The sequence below is a fragment of the Bacillus sp. FSL P4-0248 genome (assembly GCF_038593305.1).
GTDB classification, from domain to species: domain Bacteria; phylum Bacillota; class Bacilli; order Bacillales; family Bacillaceae; genus Bacillus; species Bacillus safensis.
The window spans coordinates 630228-647442 of the sequence record NZ_CP151983.1 but is presented as its reverse complement, the minus strand read 5'-3'; the positions used below and the strand labels follow the sequence as shown (position 1 = coordinate 647442).

At 43.1% G+C, this 17215-nt stretch carries 18 protein-coding genes and 2 riboswitches; of the genes, 1 reads left to right on the top strand and 17 read right to left on the bottom strand.

Annotation, left to right across the window (positions count from 1 at the left end):
* Nucleotides 1-88: 88 nt before the first annotated feature.
* The 15 genes from purF to NST65_RS03165 all read right to left on the bottom strand — a co-directional run bounded on the left by purF (nt 89) and on the right by NST65_RS03165 (nt 13813).
* Nucleotides 89-1519, bottom strand: a complete 1431-nt coding sequence (gene purF, locus NST65_RS03235; RefSeq protein ID WP_024424615.1) for an amidophosphoribosyltransferase — start codon at nt 1517-1519, stop codon at nt 89-91.
* Entirely contained in the window at nt 1495-3726 is a 2232-nt protein-coding gene (gene purL, locus NST65_RS03230; protein WP_044335226.1) for a phosphoribosylformylglycinamidine synthase subunit PurL, read from the bottom strand. The genes purF and purL overlap by 25 nt, the downstream gene beginning before the upstream one ends.
* Nucleotides 3710-4393 (bottom strand): phosphoribosylformylglycinamidine synthase subunit PurQ, encoded by a 684-nt coding sequence (purQ, locus tag NST65_RS03225; protein WP_024424510.1) that lies wholly within the window; start codon nt 4391-4393, stop codon nt 3710-3712. Before purQ ends, purL begins: the two co-directional genes overlap by 17 nt.
* Nucleotides 4390-4644 (bottom strand): phosphoribosylformylglycinamidine synthase subunit PurS, encoded by a 255-nt coding sequence (gene purS / locus NST65_RS03220; protein ID WP_003214349.1) that lies wholly within the window; start codon nt 4642-4644, stop codon nt 4390-4392. The genes purQ and purS overlap by 4 nt, the downstream gene beginning before the upstream one ends.
* Nucleotides 4637-5359 (bottom strand): phosphoribosylaminoimidazolesuccinocarboxamide synthase, encoded by a 723-nt coding sequence (gene purC / locus NST65_RS03215; RefSeq protein ID WP_025092620.1) that lies wholly within the window; start codon nt 5357-5359, stop codon nt 4637-4639. Before purC ends, purS begins: the two co-directional genes overlap by 8 nt.
* Nucleotides 5360-5431: 72 nt before the next feature.
* Nucleotides 5432-6727: an adenylosuccinate lyase gene (gene purB, locus NST65_RS03210; protein ID WP_008355754.1), complete on the bottom strand. Its 1296-nt coding sequence runs from the start codon at nt 6725-6727 to the stop codon at nt 5432-5434.
* The gene (gene purK, locus NST65_RS03205; protein WP_111927667.1) at nt 6724-7866 is read right to left on the bottom strand and encodes a 5-(carboxyamino)imidazole ribonucleotide synthase; all 1143 of its coding nucleotides are present in this window, start codon (nt 7864-7866) and stop codon (nt 6724-6726) included. The genes purB and purK overlap by 4 nt, the downstream gene beginning before the upstream one ends.
* On the bottom strand, nt 7859-8347 hold the full coding sequence (purE, locus tag NST65_RS03200) for a 5-(carboxyamino)imidazole ribonucleotide mutase (RefSeq protein ID WP_024424506.1): 489 nt from the start codon (nt 8345-8347) through the stop codon (nt 7859-7861). The genes purK and purE overlap by 8 nt, the downstream gene beginning before the upstream one ends.
* Nucleotides 8348-8516: 169 nt before the next feature.
* Nucleotides 8517-8618, bottom strand: a riboswitch (purine riboswitch).
* A 79-nt stretch (nt 8619-8697) separates the two neighbouring features.
* Nucleotides 8698-8898 carry an NETI motif-containing protein gene (locus NST65_RS03195; protein WP_012009137.1) on the bottom strand — a complete coding sequence of 67 codons (201 nt, stop codon included), beginning with the start codon at nt 8896-8898 and terminating at the stop codon, nt 8698-8700.
* Nucleotides 8895-9449 (bottom strand): DUF2179 domain-containing protein, encoded by a 555-nt coding sequence (locus NST65_RS03190; protein WP_024424505.1) that lies wholly within the window; start codon nt 9447-9449, stop codon nt 8895-8897. The genes NST65_RS03195 and NST65_RS03190 overlap by 4 nt, the downstream gene beginning before the upstream one ends.
* 204 nt (nt 9450-9653) lie before the next feature.
* Nucleotides 9654-10445: a hypothetical protein gene (locus NST65_RS03185; protein ID WP_034623017.1), complete on the bottom strand. Its 792-nt coding sequence runs from the start codon at nt 10443-10445 to the stop codon at nt 9654-9656.
* Between the two features lie 222 nt (nt 10446-10667).
* On the bottom strand, nt 10668-10847 hold the full coding sequence (locus NST65_RS03180) for a YezD family protein (protein ID WP_024424503.1): 180 nt from the start codon (nt 10845-10847) through the stop codon (nt 10668-10670).
* An 11-nt stretch (nt 10848-10858) separates the two neighbouring features.
* Nucleotides 10859-11020, bottom strand: coding sequence for a hypothetical protein (locus NST65_RS03175; protein ID WP_166644707.1), 162 nt, complete (start codon nt 11018-11020; stop codon nt 10859-10861).
* A gap of 208 nt (nt 11021-11228) precedes the next feature.
* The gene (locus NST65_RS03170) at nt 11229-12554 is read right to left on the bottom strand and encodes an NCS2 family permease (RefSeq protein WP_024424502.1); all 1326 of its coding nucleotides are present in this window, start codon (nt 12552-12554) and stop codon (nt 11229-11231) included.
* 145 nt (nt 12555-12699) lie between these two features.
* Nucleotides 12700-12801: riboswitch (purine riboswitch) on the bottom strand.
* A 115-nt stretch (nt 12802-12916) separates the two neighbouring features.
* Complete coding sequence (locus NST65_RS03165; RefSeq protein WP_024426705.1) at nt 12917-13813, bottom strand: LysR family transcriptional regulator; 897 nt, start codon at nt 13811-13813, stop codon at nt 12917-12919.
* Between the two features lie 100 nt (nt 13814-13913).
* Between NST65_RS03165 and NST65_RS03160 the strand changes: the two genes are divergently transcribed.
* Nucleotides 13914-15101 (top strand): MFS transporter, encoded by a 1188-nt coding sequence (locus tag NST65_RS03160; RefSeq protein WP_111927668.1) that lies wholly within the window; start codon nt 13914-13916, stop codon nt 15099-15101.
* Between the two features lie 18 nt (nt 15102-15119).
* Here the strand turns inward: NST65_RS03160 and NST65_RS03155 are convergent, their stop codons facing one another.
* Nucleotides 15120-16565, bottom strand: a complete 1446-nt coding sequence (locus tag NST65_RS03155; protein ID WP_041116057.1) for a DUF4179 domain-containing protein — start codon at nt 16563-16565, stop codon at nt 15120-15122.
* A complete protein-coding gene (locus tag NST65_RS03150) occupies nt 16534-17079 on the bottom strand; it encodes a sigma-70 family RNA polymerase sigma factor (protein ID WP_041116055.1) in 546 nt (181 codons plus the stop codon). The genes NST65_RS03155 and NST65_RS03150 overlap by 32 nt, the downstream gene beginning before the upstream one ends.
* Nucleotides 17080-17215 lie beyond the last annotated feature (136 nt).

Sequence of the window (17215 nt, the reverse complement as noted above, 5' to 3'; positions counted from 1 at the left end):
CTCCTTTTAGCTGCTTCTCTTCCATTTATTTTCAGCAGAATGAAAGAGCAGCATATCAAATCATCTTGACTGCTGCTCCTTTATTCGATTATTTCGTCAGTGCTGTTTCCTTCACATGCGGAAGAACAGTATCTTCATAAATTTCAGTCGGGTATTTCCCAGTAAAGCATGCTAAGCATTGACCGCGCTGCGGATCATCATACTTCCTGCCAATCCCGTCCATTAAACCGTCTACGGATAAAAATGCAATGGAGTCTGCACCGATTTCCTGTCTAATTTCTTCCACTGAATGAGAAGAAGCAATCAGCTCTTCATGTGTGGACGTATCAATTCCATAAAAACATGGATGTGCGATAGGCGGTGAACTAATGCGTACATGGACTTCCGTCGCACCCGCTTCTCTTAGCATCGTCACAATGCGGCGGCTCGTAGTTCCGCGTACGATGGAATCATCCACCATCACGACACGTTTTCCTTCGACGACCCCGCGCACAGCTGACAGCTTCATGCGCACGCCCTGCTCACGCAATGCTTGAGACGGCTGGATAAAGGTCCGTCCGACATAACGGTTTTTAATTAAACCGAGCTCATATGGAATACCTGTTGCTTCGGCATATCCAATCGCTGCAGAAATACTCGAATCTGGTACACCTGTCACGACATCTGCTTCGACATGCGCTTCCTCGGCAAGCTTTTTGCCAAGGTTCTTTCTCGCACTATGCACGTTGATGCCGTTGATATTGCTGTCAGGTCTTGAGAAATAAATGTATTCCATGCTGCACATGCTGCGGTTAATGTTCATGGAGAAGCGTTCAGATTTCAGGCCTTCATCATTAATGATCAGCATTTCTCCAGGCTCTACATCTCGTAAATACGTGGCACCGACAACATCAAATGCACATGTTTCAGAAGCAACAACATACGCATCCCCAAGCATACCAAGTGAAAGCGGACGTAAGCCGTTCGGATCAAGAGCCACAATCATTTCTGTTTCCGTCATAATTAAGAAAGCATATGCGCCTTTAAGCATGGATAGGGCATTTTTGATCTGCTCTTTCAATTCAACATAGCCGCTGCGCTTAATTAAATGAGCAAGCACTTCAGTGTCAGAAGATGTTTGGAATATACTCCCCTGGTTCTCTAGCTGCTGCTTTAATTGCGTTGCATTCACTAAGTTCCCATTATGAGCAAGGGCAAGACTGCCGTTGTTTTGCGAGCGGAAGAAGAGGGGCTGCACATTTTCAAAGCCGCCTCCGCCTGCTGTCGCATACCGAACGTGTCCGATCGCACCTTTTCCTTTCAAATCCTTTAGCTCACCGTTTTGAAAGACTTCCGTAATCAGTCCAAGGCCTTTATGTGCCGTCAGGTTTTCACCATCTGTTGCAATGATTCCCGCACCCTCTTGTCCTCGGTGCTGAAGACTATGCAATCCGTAATATGTGATTTGCGGGGCTTCTTCGTGTCCCCAAACCCCAAAGACGCCACACTCTTCGTTTAAGCCTCTGATTTCAGCAAGCATGGGATCGCTCCTTTCCATGCGCGTTCAAGCTCGTTGACCGCTGCATGAATCCATTGTTGTCCTTCTTGATTTTTGACAGTAAATACCCCATCATTTGTGACCGTTCCAACTTCTTTCGCATCTTTGACAGCCGCAGCAAACGCTTCGCGGTGCTCTGGTTTCACTGTGACGACAAAACGTGACTGTGTTTCACTGAATAATGAAGCTTCGCTGTTTAAATCAATTTGGATATGAGCGCCAAGACCGTCTGTTCCAAATGTACTTTCAGCAAGTGCAACACCAAGACCGCCTTCAGACACATCGTGTGCTGATTGAACAAGTCCGTTTTGAATCGCAGCAAGAAGGGCTTCCTGACGAGTGAGCTCTACATCCAAATCAATTTCTGGTGCTTTTCCGTAAATACGGCCTTCTGTCATCTTTTGAAGCTCACTGCCTGCGAATTCTTCCTTCGTCTCACCAATGACGAAAATCACATCGCCAGCCTGCTGGAACGACTGCGTCGTAATATGAGCTGTATCTTCCACCAAACCAACCATCCCAATGACTGGTGTTGGGTAAATCGCTGTTCCATTTGATTCGTTATATAAAGAGACGTTACCACCGATAACCGGTGTGCTTAGCTTGCGGCACGCTTCGCTAATACCGTCAGCAGATTTTTCAATTTGCCAGAAAATTTCTGGTTTTTCTGGGTTACCGAAGTTCAAGTTGTCTGTTACTGCAAGCGGACGAGCGCCTGAGCACACAATGTTACGTGCTGCTTCTGCGACTGCGATTTTCCCGCCGACCTCTGGATCAAGGTAGAGATAACGTGCGTTACAATCGGTTGTCATCGCAAGGGCTTTTTTCGTTCCACGGATTCTTAAAACGCCCGCATCAGAGCCTGGTGCAACGACTGTATTTGTCCGAACCATGTAGTCATATTGATCATAAACCCATTCTTTACTTGCAATTGTCGGCTGCTGGAGAAGCTGCTTTAACGTGTCGGCTGCATCTGTGATAGCAGGTGCTTCAACTTTTGTTTCTAAAAACTCACGATAGTATGCAGGCTCACTTGATGGCTTGTGATAAACCGGCGCTTCTTCTGCAAGGGCATCAACAGGAAGCTCACATACTACTTCACCTTGATGAAGTAAACGAAGCATTTTATCGTCTGTCACATGACCGACTGATACCGCTTCAAGATCGTATTTTTCAAAAATATCAATGATTTCTTGTTCACGGCCTTTTTCAATGACCAGAAGCATTCTCTCTTGAGATTCAGACAGCATCATTTCGTATGCTGACATGCCTGTTTCACGCTGCGGGATAAGATCTAGATTCATCTCGATACCAGAACCTGCTTTACTCGCCATTTCCGCACTTGAGCTTGTTAAGCCAGCCGCTCCCATATCCTGAATTCCAACGAGTGCATCGTTTTTGATGACTTCAAGGCACGCTTCAAGCAGCAGTTTTTCCATGAATGGATCACCGACTTGAACTGCTGAGCGTTTTTCTTCTGATTCATCAGAAAATTCCTCAGATGCAAATGTTGCACCGTGAATTCCGTCACGTCCCGTTTTGGCACCAACGTACATGACCGTGTTGCCGACACCTTTTGCCTGCCCTTTTTTGATGTCTTCATGGTTGATTAATCCAACACACATTGCATTTACGAGCGGGTTGCCTTCATAGCTTTGATCGAAATGAACCTCTCCGCCGACTGTTGGAATTCCGATACAGTTTCCATAGCCTGCGATCCCTGCCACTACTTCTTCAAACAAGTACTTCACGCGCGGTGAAGTCAGTTCACCAAAACGAAGAGAGTTTAATACAGCAATTGGACGCGCACCCATGGAGAATACATCACGGATAATTCCGCCGACACCTGTCGCCGCTCCTTGATACGGTTCAATCGCAGATGGATGGTTATGTGATTCGATTTTAAATACAACCGCTTGGTTGTCTCCAATATCAACGATTCCAGCGCCTTCCCCAGGACCTTGAAGGACGTGCTCTCCTTTTGTCGGGAATTTGCTTAAAACAGGCTTTGAGTTTTTATAACTGCAATGCTCTGACCACATGACAGAAAAAATGCCCGTTTCTGTGTAGTTTGGCAGCCTGCCAATAATGGATTCGATTAAAGCGAATTCTTCATCACTCAATCCCATTTGCTGATACAATTTCTCTTCTTTAATTTGCTTGTGACTTGGTTCAAGCAGTAGTGACATGAGTGTCCCTCCAATTTTTCACGATAGATTGAAACAATTTAAGTCCGTCTGCGCTGCCTAGTAATGAATCAACCGCGCGCTCAGGGTGCGGCATCATGCCGAGTACATTGCCCTCTTCATTCGTTACACCTGCAATACGATTCACACTGCCGTTAATATCGTCTCCGTAAGTGAAAGCGATTTGGCCGCGTTCAATGAGCTTCGCTAAAGTGTCTTCGTCACAGTAGAAGTTGCCTTCACCGTGCGCTACAGGAATCGTAATGGATTCGCCTTTTTGATAACCGCTTGTAAATTGCGTTTCGTTGTTTTCTACAATGAGTTCAACTGGACGACAGATAAATTTCAAGTCTTTATTTCGTCTCATCGCACCCGGAAGAATGCCAAGCTCCTGAAGAATTTGGAACCCGTTACAAACACCAAGAACAGGTTTTCCTTCCTCAGCTGCTTTTTTCACTGCCGGCATGATGTTTGAGAAGCGGGCGATCGCACCACATCTTAAGTAATCCCCATAAGAGAAACCGCCTGGTACGAGTACACCGTCAAATCCGTCAAGACTCGTTTCGTCGTGCCATACATATTCAACTTGTTCACCTAACTCATCTTGAATCGCATGGTACATATCGATATCACAGTTAGAGCCAGGCAAGACGATCACTGCAAACTTCACTGTGCGACAACCTCCTCCACCTCATAGCGGTAATCTTCAATCACCGTGTTGGCAAGTAATTTTTCACACATTTCTTTGACGACTGTGTCTAAATCACGATCTGATTTTTCAATGACAAGCTCCATGTATTTCCCGATACGGACATCCTTTACTTCCTGATAAGACATACTGTGCAAAGCATGCTGCACGGCACTTCCTTGTGGATCAAGAACGCTCTCTTTTAAGCTGACAAAAATTTTCACTTTATACATGTTTATGGCCTCCAAGTCTTTTGAAAATTTCTTCGTATGCATTCGTTAAGCCGCCCAGGTTTCGTCTGAACACGTCTTTATCAAGCTTTTCGTTTGTATCTTTGTCCCAAAGCCTGCACGTATCAGGTGAAATCTCATCAGCTAGCAAAATACGATTCTCGTGATCTATTCCGAATTCAAGCTTGAAATCAATTAAATTCACATGGCAGTCTGAGAAGATTTGTTTTAACTCTTCATTCACTTGTCTTGTGATTTGTTTCATTTCCTCGACCTGCTCTGGTGTCGCTGCATCTAAAATGCGGATATGATCTTCTGTAATGAGCGGATCGCCGAGCGCATCATCTTTGTAGTAAAACTCAATCAAAGGTGTGTCCAGTTTCGTTCCCTCTGGAATGCCGAGGCGTTTTGACATACTGCCTGCCACCACATTACGTACAACCACTTCAAGCGGAACAATCTGCACCTTTTGAATGAGCTGCTCTGTTTCAGAAAGACGTTTCACAAAGTGATTGTTGATCCCCTTATCATGCAGCATTTGAAAGATTAAGCTCGAAATTTCGTTGTTCAGTCTGCCTTTGCCTTCAATTTCGGCTTTCTTTTCTCCGTTAAATGCTGTAGCTGAGTCTTTATATTCGACATATAAAATATGCTCGTCATCGGTCTGATAGATTTTTTTCGCTTTGCCTTCGTAGAGAAGTTCTTGTTTCACAGTCATTCAGGTTAGCCTCCTAATTTGAATGTTGGCAATTTTCAGGATTGGGCGCCTGGCAAGCAGGCGGCCCATTTCTTACGCAAGACCTAGACGTTCGAAAATCATATCGACATTTTTCAAATGATAGTTGTAATCGAAGCAGTCAGCGATTTGTTCAGGTGTTAAGCGTGACGTGATTTTTTCTTCTGCTTCTACTAATGAACGGAACGGCACTTGTTTCTCCCACGCTTCCATCGCCTTTGGCTGAACTGTGTCATATGCCTCTTCACGTGCCATGCCTGTATCGATTAATGCAAGAAGAACGCGCTGTGAGTAAATTAAGCCAAGTGTGCGGTCCATGTTGCGTTTCATGTTCTCAGGGAAAACCGTTAAGTTTTTCACGATGTTTGAGAAACGGTTGAGCATATAGTTCAGTGCAATCGTTGCATCTGGTAAAATGATGCGCTCAGCAGATGAATGAGAAATATCACGCTCATGCCAAAGCGGTACATTTTCATAAGCTGTCAGCATATATCCACGGATCACGCGGGCAATTCCCGTCATATTTTCAGAGCCGATTGGGTTACGCTTATGCGGCATCGCTGATGATCCTTTTTGTCCTTTGGCAAAGAATTCTTCTACTTCACGTGTTTCACTCTTTTGAAGACCACGAATTTCAACAGCAAATTTCTCAATGCTCGTTGCGACTAAAGCAAGAGTAGCCATGTAATCTGCATGGCGGTCACGCTGCAAGGTTTGGGTTGAAATTGGTGCAGCTTTGATGCCAAGTTTCTCACATACATATTGCTCAACAAACGGGTCGATGTTCGCATATGTGCCAACAGCTCCAGAGATTTTGCCATATTCAATGCCAGCTTTTGCTTGTTTAAAACGTTCTAAGTTACGCTTCATTTCCTCGTACCAAAGAGCAAGCTTCAGGCCAAATGTTGTCGGTTCAGCGTGTACACCGTGTGTACGGCCCATCATGACGGTATATTTGTGCTCTTTTGCTTTTTCTTTTAGTATGTCAACAAATCTCTCAATGTCCTTGAGCAGGATATCGTTCGCCTGTTTTAATAGATATGAAAGCGCCGTATCCACTACGTCTGTCGATGTTAATCCGTAATGAACCCACTTTCTTTCTTCTCCTAGAGATTCAGAGACAGCACGCGTAAAGGCAACCACGTCGTGGCGCGTGTCTTGTTCAATCTCTAAAATACGTCCAATATCAAAGCTTGCATTTTTGCGCATTGTCACAACGTCTTCTTTCGGAATGACGCCAAGCTCTGCCCAAGCTTCACAAGCGAGAATTTCTACTTCAAGCCATGCATTAAATTTGTTTTCCTCTGTCCAGATTGCTGACATTTCTGGTCGTGCGTAACGTTCGATCATTTCCCGTTTCCTCCATCTCTTTCAGTCCATATCTTTGTGATGTTTGTCATCCACTCATCATCGAGCTGTTTCATAAACGTCATATGCCCCATTTTGCGGCCGGCTTTTACTTCATGCTTTCCATATAGATAAAGCTTCGCTTCTTTGAGTAGCTCAGGATGCTCTTTTGGAATGTCCACTTCATCGCCTAATAAATTCACCATCATTCCCTCTGATAAAAGGGCTGTACCGCCAAGCGGCAAACCACATATAGCGCGGACATGCTGTTCAAACTGACTTGTCTCACATAAATCGAGTGTATAATGACCAGAATTATGCGGGCGTGGTGCCAGTTCATTGACGAGCAGCTTTCCGTCATTTGTCAGGAACAGTTCTACAGCAAGAGTACCAACCAGCCCCAGCTTTTCAGCCAGTGTTGTTGCCAGTTCTTTCGCTTTCTCCTGAATGCGGTTCTCTACCCTTGCAGGTACAATGCTTTGGAACAAAATATTATGCTTATGAATGTTCTCAGCGACTGGGAATACTGCAATCTCTCCATGAACAGAACGAGTGACGATCACTGATAGCTCCATTTGGAATGGAACCCAGCTTTCTAAAATACAAGTTCCATGTGTGAGCAGTGCAGCTGCTTCCTGAAGCTGTTCTTTTTCTTTAATGACGTACTGTCCTTTTCCGTCGTAGCCGCCTCTGCATGTTTTCAGCACGGCTGGCAAACCAAGCACGTCCACTGCGTCTTCCAGCTCTTTTTCATCATGAATGATGCGGTAAGGCGCTACTTCACAGCCTGCGTCTACAATTCCTTTTTTCTCGGTCTCACGATTTTGAGTTAAAAGGAGAAGGTCGCTTCCTTGTGGTAAATAGGCTTCTTCCTTCAGCTGATTGAGTGCATCATAATCAATATTTTCAAACTCATAAGTCACCACATCGCTGATGTCTGCCAGCTTTCGAATCGCTTCAAGGTCACTATATGCGGCTGTGATTTCTTTATCGGCAACCTGTCCGCAAGGAGATTGTGCGACTGGGTCTAGAACTGCTGCCCGGTACCCCATTTGCTTTGCGCTGACAGCCATGTATCTGCCAAGCTGTCCGCCGCCAATGATCCCGATGGTTGCGTTTGGAAAAATGGTCTGCTTAGCCAAGCTGATCACTGCTTTCTAGTACAGTCTGTTTTGTCTGCTCTCTTCTTTCTTCAAGGCGAGCTGCGACCTTTTCATCAAATGCTGAAATCATTTGTGCGGCAAGAAGGCCTGCATTTGTTGCACCGGCTTTGCCAATTGCTACTGTAGCAACTGGTACACCGCCTGGCATTTGAACGATGGATAATAAGGAATCCAGCCCGTTTAGTGCCTTTGATTGTACAGGCACACCAATGACCGGCAGTGTCGTTTTTGCTGCGACCATCCCCGGTAAATGTGCTGCGCCTCCAGCACCGGCAATGATGACCTTTAGTCCTTTACCTCTTGCTTCAGTCGCATATTCAAACATCAAGTCAGGTGTCCGGTGTGCGGATACTACCTGTTTTTCGTACGGAATGTTTAATTCCTCTAAGATGTCGCACGCATTTTTCATTGTTTCCCAATCAGATGTACTTCCCATGATGACACCTACAAGCGGCTTCATTTTGTCCCCACCTTTAAGCTGATATTCGATTTTGTATCGTTTGACACGCTTCCCAAACCTAAGCAGCTTGTCAAACGCCGAACAAAAAGGCCCGATTTGCATTGCATTGTTAGGAAGCAACACAAACCGGGCCATGGTAAGCGCTGTTCGCTTTTGAATTGCCATGTCAGTTTTGTTCACTATCCTGCATAGTCCAGTCATTTACGGTAACTGGGTAGAAACTTATGGGCCATATTCCCAAGATTATATGAGGCTCGTGTTTTGATTTCATGTTTATCTTAACAACGGATGTTCATGATGTCAACGGATTTATCGAACAATCTATGAAGTCGTCGTTTTAATGTTCGGATTTAGACTATTTTTCCTTCAAATACGATTTTTTTCCCAATCGGAATGATCTGAATCGACCCATTTTCCTTCTTTTCTTGAAAAATCGGTTCCTCCATTCGACGGACAGGCGAGTAGCCTTCCGCTGCCATCTGGGACAACACTTGATCAATCGTCATGTTGTCTTCCACATAGAATTTTTTCTTCTTTGGTTTTGCGGTCATTCTTTAATTCTCCTTTTCTTCACAGCCTTCACCCAGAAGCCGCCGTGAATCGATTTGGGCTCATATGAAATGATAAACGCCTTTGAATCCAGCGTCTTAATCGTTTCATATAATTGCAGTTCATATTTTCTCGGTGTTAAAATTTGCAATGCTGTCCGGTCTCCTTCAAGACCGCCTGCTACCCAGCTGGTGACACCATATCCTTTTTCTCTCAATTGTCTTGGGAGATCGACATCCAATTCTTTTGTGATCACGTTAACAGTTGTGTAGCCAAGTGCCAGCTTCTCTTCAATTTTCATCCCGACAATGATCCCCATCCCATAACCTAGCGCATACGCAATGACATTTTGTATTTGATCTAAGTTATCTAAAACGATACTTAGCCCAATGACATAAATGAGCATTTCGATCGTACCCGCAAAAGCAGCTGCGTACCGTCTGCCTTTCATCGTTAAAATCAAACGCATGGTGGAAAAAGAAACATAAACAATATTAATCACTAAAATGATTAAAACCATGGTGAACGCATTGGATAAAAGTTGTTGAAGCACGATTCGAACCCCCTGCACTAAAAAATCAAATAAAGCACCCCATATTCTACTAGAGAACATACCTTGATACAATCAAATTTACGCGATCAAAACACATATATCTTTCGACAACAAGGATGGTGTTTGTTACCAAGAGTTTACCCGTTTTTTTCTTTTCTCAACATGAAAACCCCCTTTTTCAAAAAAGGAGGTTTTCAGTGTGTTTTATCCAAATCGAACAGGAACAAGTGATGGAATCAAATACTCCCCGACTATGCCCCAGAGCAGCGCAATGATGACAAGCTCAACCAATAAAAAGACCCAGCCTGCATACATCAAATCTCCACGTACGGCATCATGCTCCGATTGAATCGAGCGAAAGAGCACGACCGCAATCAACTGGAGGCCGACAAACATCATCACAGATATTATGACGGTCACATATGGAATATTCAGCATGGCAAATACAAGCCAAAGGATGGATAAAACCAACACCGGCACAAGCGCAGCACCAAACTTCATGATCACTTCTTTCAGTGATATGTTTCCTTTTAGCATGTACTTTCCGAGCAGCCAGACGGTAAGCATCATCAATGTCAACACAATGAGTGTAAAGACTGCCACTCTCAAAAAGGCGTCACCAAAAGAATAATGAATGCCAAAGCCTAATAAACGGGTCTTTGACGCCTTTAATTGAACATAGTTGCCTAAAGCAAAAAACACGCTGAATAACACAATCGAGATCCAGGCGTACTTCATACGCAATGTTTCCGCTTGATTAATGGCCCGGCTCGGTGATTTTAACATCGCCAGTCCATATGAACCATAACGCTTAAACGCGCCTCCTACACCTTGCAGTATACGCTGGATAGCTGAACGCTCATCATCCGCAGTTTTTGAGGTTCTTCCTCGTTTTGCAGCGCTGCGGCTGAGGCGGGATTGCCTTGTTTCTTGATCTATTGATGACTCTTCGTTTTTCTTTTCAGATGTCCCCTGATCTTGATCTTTCTCTAACATCTCATATCAACTCCTATCCAATCCTTACAGTGCTAAAAGTGCATGAACTGTTCGGATGACTCCTCTTAAAGTAGCGGAGTCTCTCTATTCAGTCAAGATTCCTTGACGTTCATACGAATAGACGGATAAAAGGCAGCAGAGGTTTTAAAATGGAGAGAAAATAAGACAAAACAAAAAAGCTGACGGCCTCCATCAGCTTTTTATCAATGTTGAAATTCATGGTCAACGATATTGACTCCGCTTTCCTTGCTGGACCCGGAGATTCTCCTGATGAGCGGGGAACCGAGTCTTTTTGGTCGTATCAACCTGTGTAATATGTCCATTATGAATGGTGATGACCACTGATCCATAGTCGATCCCTTTTAAGGCAGATAAAATATAATTCAGCTTTTGTTCATCCATCGCTCATCCCCCTATTTTTGTTTTCGCTCTTTTAAATAGAGAACCTCATTTTCCAGCTCATGAATTGTATAATGCATGAGCGCTTCCTGCTTTTCTTCATGCCCCCATAAAAGGAGCTTTTGAATCAGCACCTGCTTTTTACGTTCAATCACCTGTCGAAGCCAGCGTGACAAAAGGCATCTCCTCCCCTTTTGAATGTCTGCAAGAAAAAAAGGCACCCTGAAACCTTCTATTAAAAAAGGAAATCAAAGCGCCTTTGGTGATCCAATCAGCGAATTATGTCTTTTTATCATAAACACATAATTCCTATAAGTCAACTATGTTTTGATTTTTTTAACAAAAAAACAGCAGCTTCTATGAGCTGCTGTTTCAAATGTTCAATTAATGATTTAAGAAAGCAAAATATAGAATAAAGATGACAAACAATCCGTACATAATTGGATGTACTTCTTTCGCTTTCCCTTTAAAGATCATGGTGATCGGGTAGAAAATAAAGCCAACCGCAATACCTGTTGCAATACTGTAAGTCAGTGGCATCATAATCATCGTTAAGAAAGCTGGTACCGCAATTTCAAAACGATCCCATGCAATCTTCGCCAGCGGAGCGACCATCAGTGCACCGACAATGATTAAAGCAGGTGCTGTTACATTCGATGTAACGATGGATAAAAGTGGTGAGAAGAACATCGCAAGCAAGAAGAAAATCCCTGTGACGACAGCTGCAAAACCAGAACGCGCACCAGCAGCAACACCTGAGCTAGATTCAACATAAGATGTTGTTGTAGATGTACCAAGAATAGAACCTACAACAATAGAAGAAGAATCCGCCAGAAGTGCTCTTCCTGCACGAGGCAGCTCATTATTCTTCATTAAACCAGCCTGTGTTGCCACAGCCACAAGTGTACCAGCTGTATCAAAGAACCCAACGAATAAGAACGTTAAAATCACGACAAGCATTTGAATAGAGAAAATTTCTGGTAAGTGAATCAAGGCTTGACCAAAGGTTGGAGACAAGCTTGGAATACTTCCCACAATTTGAGATGGTACTGGCACAAGACCAAAAATCATCCCTGCAATAGCTGTCACAAGCATCCCAATGAAGACACCTGCATTCACTCGAAGTACCATTAAAATGACCGTCACAACGATACCAAACACCGTTAACAGAACCGGACCACTATGAATATTTCCAAGCGAAACGAGCGTATTATCATTATTGGCGATAATGCCAGAGCCTTGAAGACCGACAAACGTAATGAACAAACCAATACCCGCACCAACTGCCAGCTTCAGCTCAGCCGGAATGGCATTGATGATTTTTTCACGGAAACCTGTTAAAGAAAGAGCAACGAAAATCAATCCTGAAACAAACACACCTGAAAGTGCAGCTTCCCATTTGATGCCCATGCCAAGTACAACCGAAAAGGCGAAGAACGCATTCAGACCCATACCGGGTGCAATCGCAATCGGATACCTGGCGATCAATCCCATCAGAATACACCCTGCAGCAGAAGCTAACGCCGTCGCTGTAAAGACTGCCCCCTGATCAATTCGTAATTTATCTGGAAAATCCGGCACAGACACTAATGCAAGTGTGATCGGATTAACAAACAGAATGTAAGCCATCGACAAAAATGTGGTTAAACCACCGATGATCTCTCTGCGGTAATTCGTACCTAATTCATCAAACTGAAAAAACTGTTTCAAGCCAACTGACTCCCTTCATGTCCTTTTGCTTTAGCCTGCCCCATTCACTAGTCAAATAAAAAACGCCCCAACAATTTTGGGACGCTTGACTACCATATGTGAATTCAGACTGTGACATAAAACAAGAACAATGCATGATTTATATCAAACGAGTGTGAATTGACGTAGTCAAGCCATTTACGGTAGCTTGGTAGAAACTTGCGGGCCATATCCCCGCGATTATACGACTTCTATCTATTTGATTTCTGTGTCTATTGTACCAACTTCATTTTTAAAACACAATACGAAAAGCGAACATTTTTCAAAGAAATGTCCGCTTCATTCGTCTTATTACACGAATTTGGAAATTCACATGTAGTTCTTTATACACCCTTCCCCAAATCCTTCTCTTTTGCAAAAACCGCTTCGGCTACATGGAAAAACTCTTTCACTGCCGGCGAAGCTTGAGAGAGCGACGGACAGGCGAGCGCAACCTCACGATGATGAGAGACATTCAGCTGGCGAATATGCACAAGCTGCTGCGTTTTTAAAAATAACTCCGGACCTATCGTGACGCCAAGTCCTTCCCCGACCATACGGGCAATGGTCGTACAATCATGAACTTCAAATAAAACAGCCGGCTTCATTTGCGCCTCTGAAAAAATATCCTCTACATGTGATTGATACATGCCAGTCGGCATAATAAATGGTTCACCCGCCAAATCTGTTATATCCACAATGGGCTGCTGTTCATATCGATGATTTGGGTGATAGGCGACGACCATCTCATCTTTCATAAGCGGCATTAAATCAAAGGCTTCATCCGCATGACCCTTTACAACGAATCCAACATCAATGATGCCAGAATCCAGCCACTCCAATATTTCTTCATACGTTCCCTCATAGAATTTAAATTCGATTTTCGGATGTTTTTTCTGATAGCTCACAAGCAGTTTAGGCAATAAACAAGCAGAGGCACTGGCAAATGTGCCGATACGAATCAGGCCCGTTTCAATATTTTTCGTTAACGCAATTTCTTGCTGGATTTTCTCCACTCTATTTAACACTTCTCTAATATGCGGGAGAAGCGTTTGACCAATCTCCGTCAGCATAATACCTTTTTTTCGGTCACGAATGAATAAAGACACGCCCCACTCTGACTCTAAATTTGCCACTGCATGACTGACAGCTGACTGCGTCATGTTTAATGCTTCAGCTGCTGCTGTAAAACTGCCAAGCTCCACAACTTTTGCGATAATATCAAAGCGAACAAAGCTCATGAGTATTTACTCATCTCCTTCATGAAAAACATCAATTTTACTTATGTTAGCACGGAATTTAAACTAAAGACAACGTATCAACATGAAGGAAGGGTTCAAAATGAAAAACACATCTCATCAGCTATTGATCATTCTTTTAGCTGTCGGTTCATTTGTCACAGGCACGTCAGAATTCGTTGTGTCAGGCATTCTAGATATCATTGCTGTTGATTTACACATCTCTATTCCTGCTGCCGGACAGCTCATCACCGTCTATTCTCTTTTTTATGCAGTAGGCGCTCTCTTTTTAGTCATGGCAACGTCGAAGCTGAATCGAAAAAAGGTTTTGTTATCAGCTATTTTTGTGTTTATTTTAGGCAATATGCTCGCCTTTTTCAGCCATCATTTTGTGCTGCTCCTGCTCTCTCGTGTCATCATGGCCATGAGCGGCGGTTTATATATTGTCGTCGCCACGAATTATGCAGCGCAGATCGCCCCGCCAGAAAAAAAGGGAAGCGCAATGGCGACTGTCATCACTGGATTCACTGTTTCACTCGTACTTGGTGTGCCGATTGGAACATTTCTATCAGGCCACGTGGATTGGCACTATATTTTTCTCATCATTGCACTAGGTACTGCTTGTCTCTTCTTGCTTCTTTATCAATTGCTGCCACGCATAGAGGGACATTCACATCTGCCATTAAAGCAGCAATTACACATTCTTCAAGATCTCAGAGTGATCAGCGGCTTAGCCACGACGGTCTTTTGGATCTTAGGCTACACGATGGTCTTTGCTTATATCTCTCCTTTATTACGACAGACCGCCGGCTTTTCAATTGAAATGACAAGCATGGCCTTGCTCGTCTTAGGCATTTCTGCTTTTATCGGCTCACGCTTTGGCGGCTTCGCCGTTGATCAATGGGGACCAAACCGAACCATCTCGATCAGCATCATGATCCAGATGTTCGCTCTCTTTGCCTTATTCTTTACGCAATTCTCTACAATTAGCGTCTTGATCACACTCGCCATTTGGGGCATCGCCACATGGACAACAACACCAGCGAAGCAATTTTATCTGATCTCCCTTAAACCCCAAGCATCAGAAACCGTGCTAAGCTTTAATACAGCGATTATGAACATCGGCATGATGCTCGGATCGTCAATGGGCGGTGTGATTATACAGTATACAAATGTGACTAATTTAAGTTGGATTGGCGGATTAGCTAGTTTTGTGGCGTTGATGTTGATTCGGTATTCGTTCAATCGTCATCGACTGGTGGAACAACAGACAAAAAGCGAACATGTATAACCATGTTCGCTTTCTTATTTATCGACTAGCTTTTGAAGTTTCTTTTTTGACTGGAATGGTTACCTTTATCGCTTTCTGTGGTGCCAACATGTTCAGTTCAGTCAAATCAAGATAAAGCCCATATTCTTTAAAAGAAAAATGGTTTAATGATAAAGTCTCTAAATTCTTATCATCAAATTCAAAGGTGGATTGCATGGAAGCTGTCTTTAAATTCGTCACCTTCGCATGGTTCCCCTTCAAGTAATATCCGCTTTCATAGTCTGCTTGTGGATCGGGCCATGATTTCATCTTTTCAACATCGCCTAATCCAATGAATTCACCTATATTCTCCATCACATCCTGATCTAATTCTTTTTGATCTACTCCAGTAAATTGATAATCAACAATCACAGAACGGTCTTTTTGCTCTATCTTAATGATTTTGATTCCGATGCCATGGTGTTTTGTTTTGAACTGAACAGGCAGCTTTGTCTTGAGAGGAATGATGTGGCTGTATTCTCGTTCGTATCTCACATCTGTGTAAAATGTCAATTCAGTCGCCTTTGGATTGATCGGCTGATTCAAAATTGTCAAATGATCTTTTCTAGTTTTGTCAGAAGTCAGTTGTTTTTTTCTTAAAACGGTTCCAATCTCAAGCTCATACTCATTCCCTAAATTATCCTTCATTCTATCAATACTAACTCTATCATCTTTGGCAAAACCATTGTAATCAATGGCATATTGAATAGCAGAGCCATTCACTCCATTTTCTACCTTTACGTTTCTTATTTGATAACGTCCATTTAAAATAGACACGTCTTTTTGTCCCGCTAGTAAGGTGGTTTTTTGCTTGACCACAGGTAACTTGAAACGCCAATTCCCTGCAATATCCCCAATCTTCGAAATGACAAGTGGCACTTGCTGACCTTGTTTGATCGTTTGTCCATTTGTATAGACTTCCGTCTGCCCAACATAGCGGCCATCTTTTAATTTTTTCAACTCTGTTTTATCATAATTAAGTTGGAAGTTTCCATCGATTTTTTCTGCATTCACTCTGAACGATACAGAATCTTCTTTTGTATGGAGATTCTCCACCGTAAACGTATAAACAAGCCGCCCGGCATCATAGTACACGCTGTTTACTTTCACAGTCACCCCTCTTGATTCAGCCCCTTCATTGACATGCTTCACCAAATCACTCTGAAAAAGAGACATTCCTACTTTATCGTGAAACATCATATAAAACTGCCCAATAATCGGTACACGTGCCATTGCTGTATTAAGAGAAGGAAAAAGAAAACCTGAAGAAAAATAAAGGACGATGAGAACAATGACAGAGTATATTGGCGTTCTCCAGTTCCATTTGAACCAATGTCTTTTCTGTTCCGCTTTTACATCTCCTATTGCTTGGCGAATCGCAGAGGTTACTTCAACCATTGGTACATCAATCTCATCATAAAGCTTTTTCATTTCTTTTCGTTTCATCGACACTCTCCTCCTTCTCCAATGTTTGCTTTAATAACTTTCTTGCTCGATACAAATGAGTTTTAACCGTTCCTTCAGGCACACCCATCTGCTCAGAAATCATCGAAATTGAATAATCTTGAAAATAAAACAACTGAATGACCACCTGGTATTGCTCATCTAACACTTCAAGTGCATTTTTTAAATCGAGCTTGTCTTCCAAAAAATCATGACGCTCCACGCTTTCGTGTTGCTGTTCAAACGGAACAACATCTTGCTGTTTTTTCTTCATCGCAAAAATTGTATGAATCAAAATTCTCGTCAGCCAGCTAGAAAAATAAGCCGGTTCTTTCAAACCAGATAGATGCTTAAACGCTTTAAATACCGTCTCTTGAACAGCATCTAACGAATCCTCTTTATTTCTTGTGTAGAGAAAAGCCGTTTTATATAAACGCTCCTGATACATCAGCATTAATTTCTCAAATGCCGGGACATTCCCTTTTTGTGCTTTTTTAATTAGACGCACTTGCTTCATCTCATCCACACCTCCTACACCTGTTAGAGCAAGGTTTCTCTCAAACGGTTTCAACAAATGGAAATTTCTTTTCCTTAGCATATGTCGGACAAAAATAGAAAAAGTGAATAACGGGCCGCAAAGAACATGTCGAACA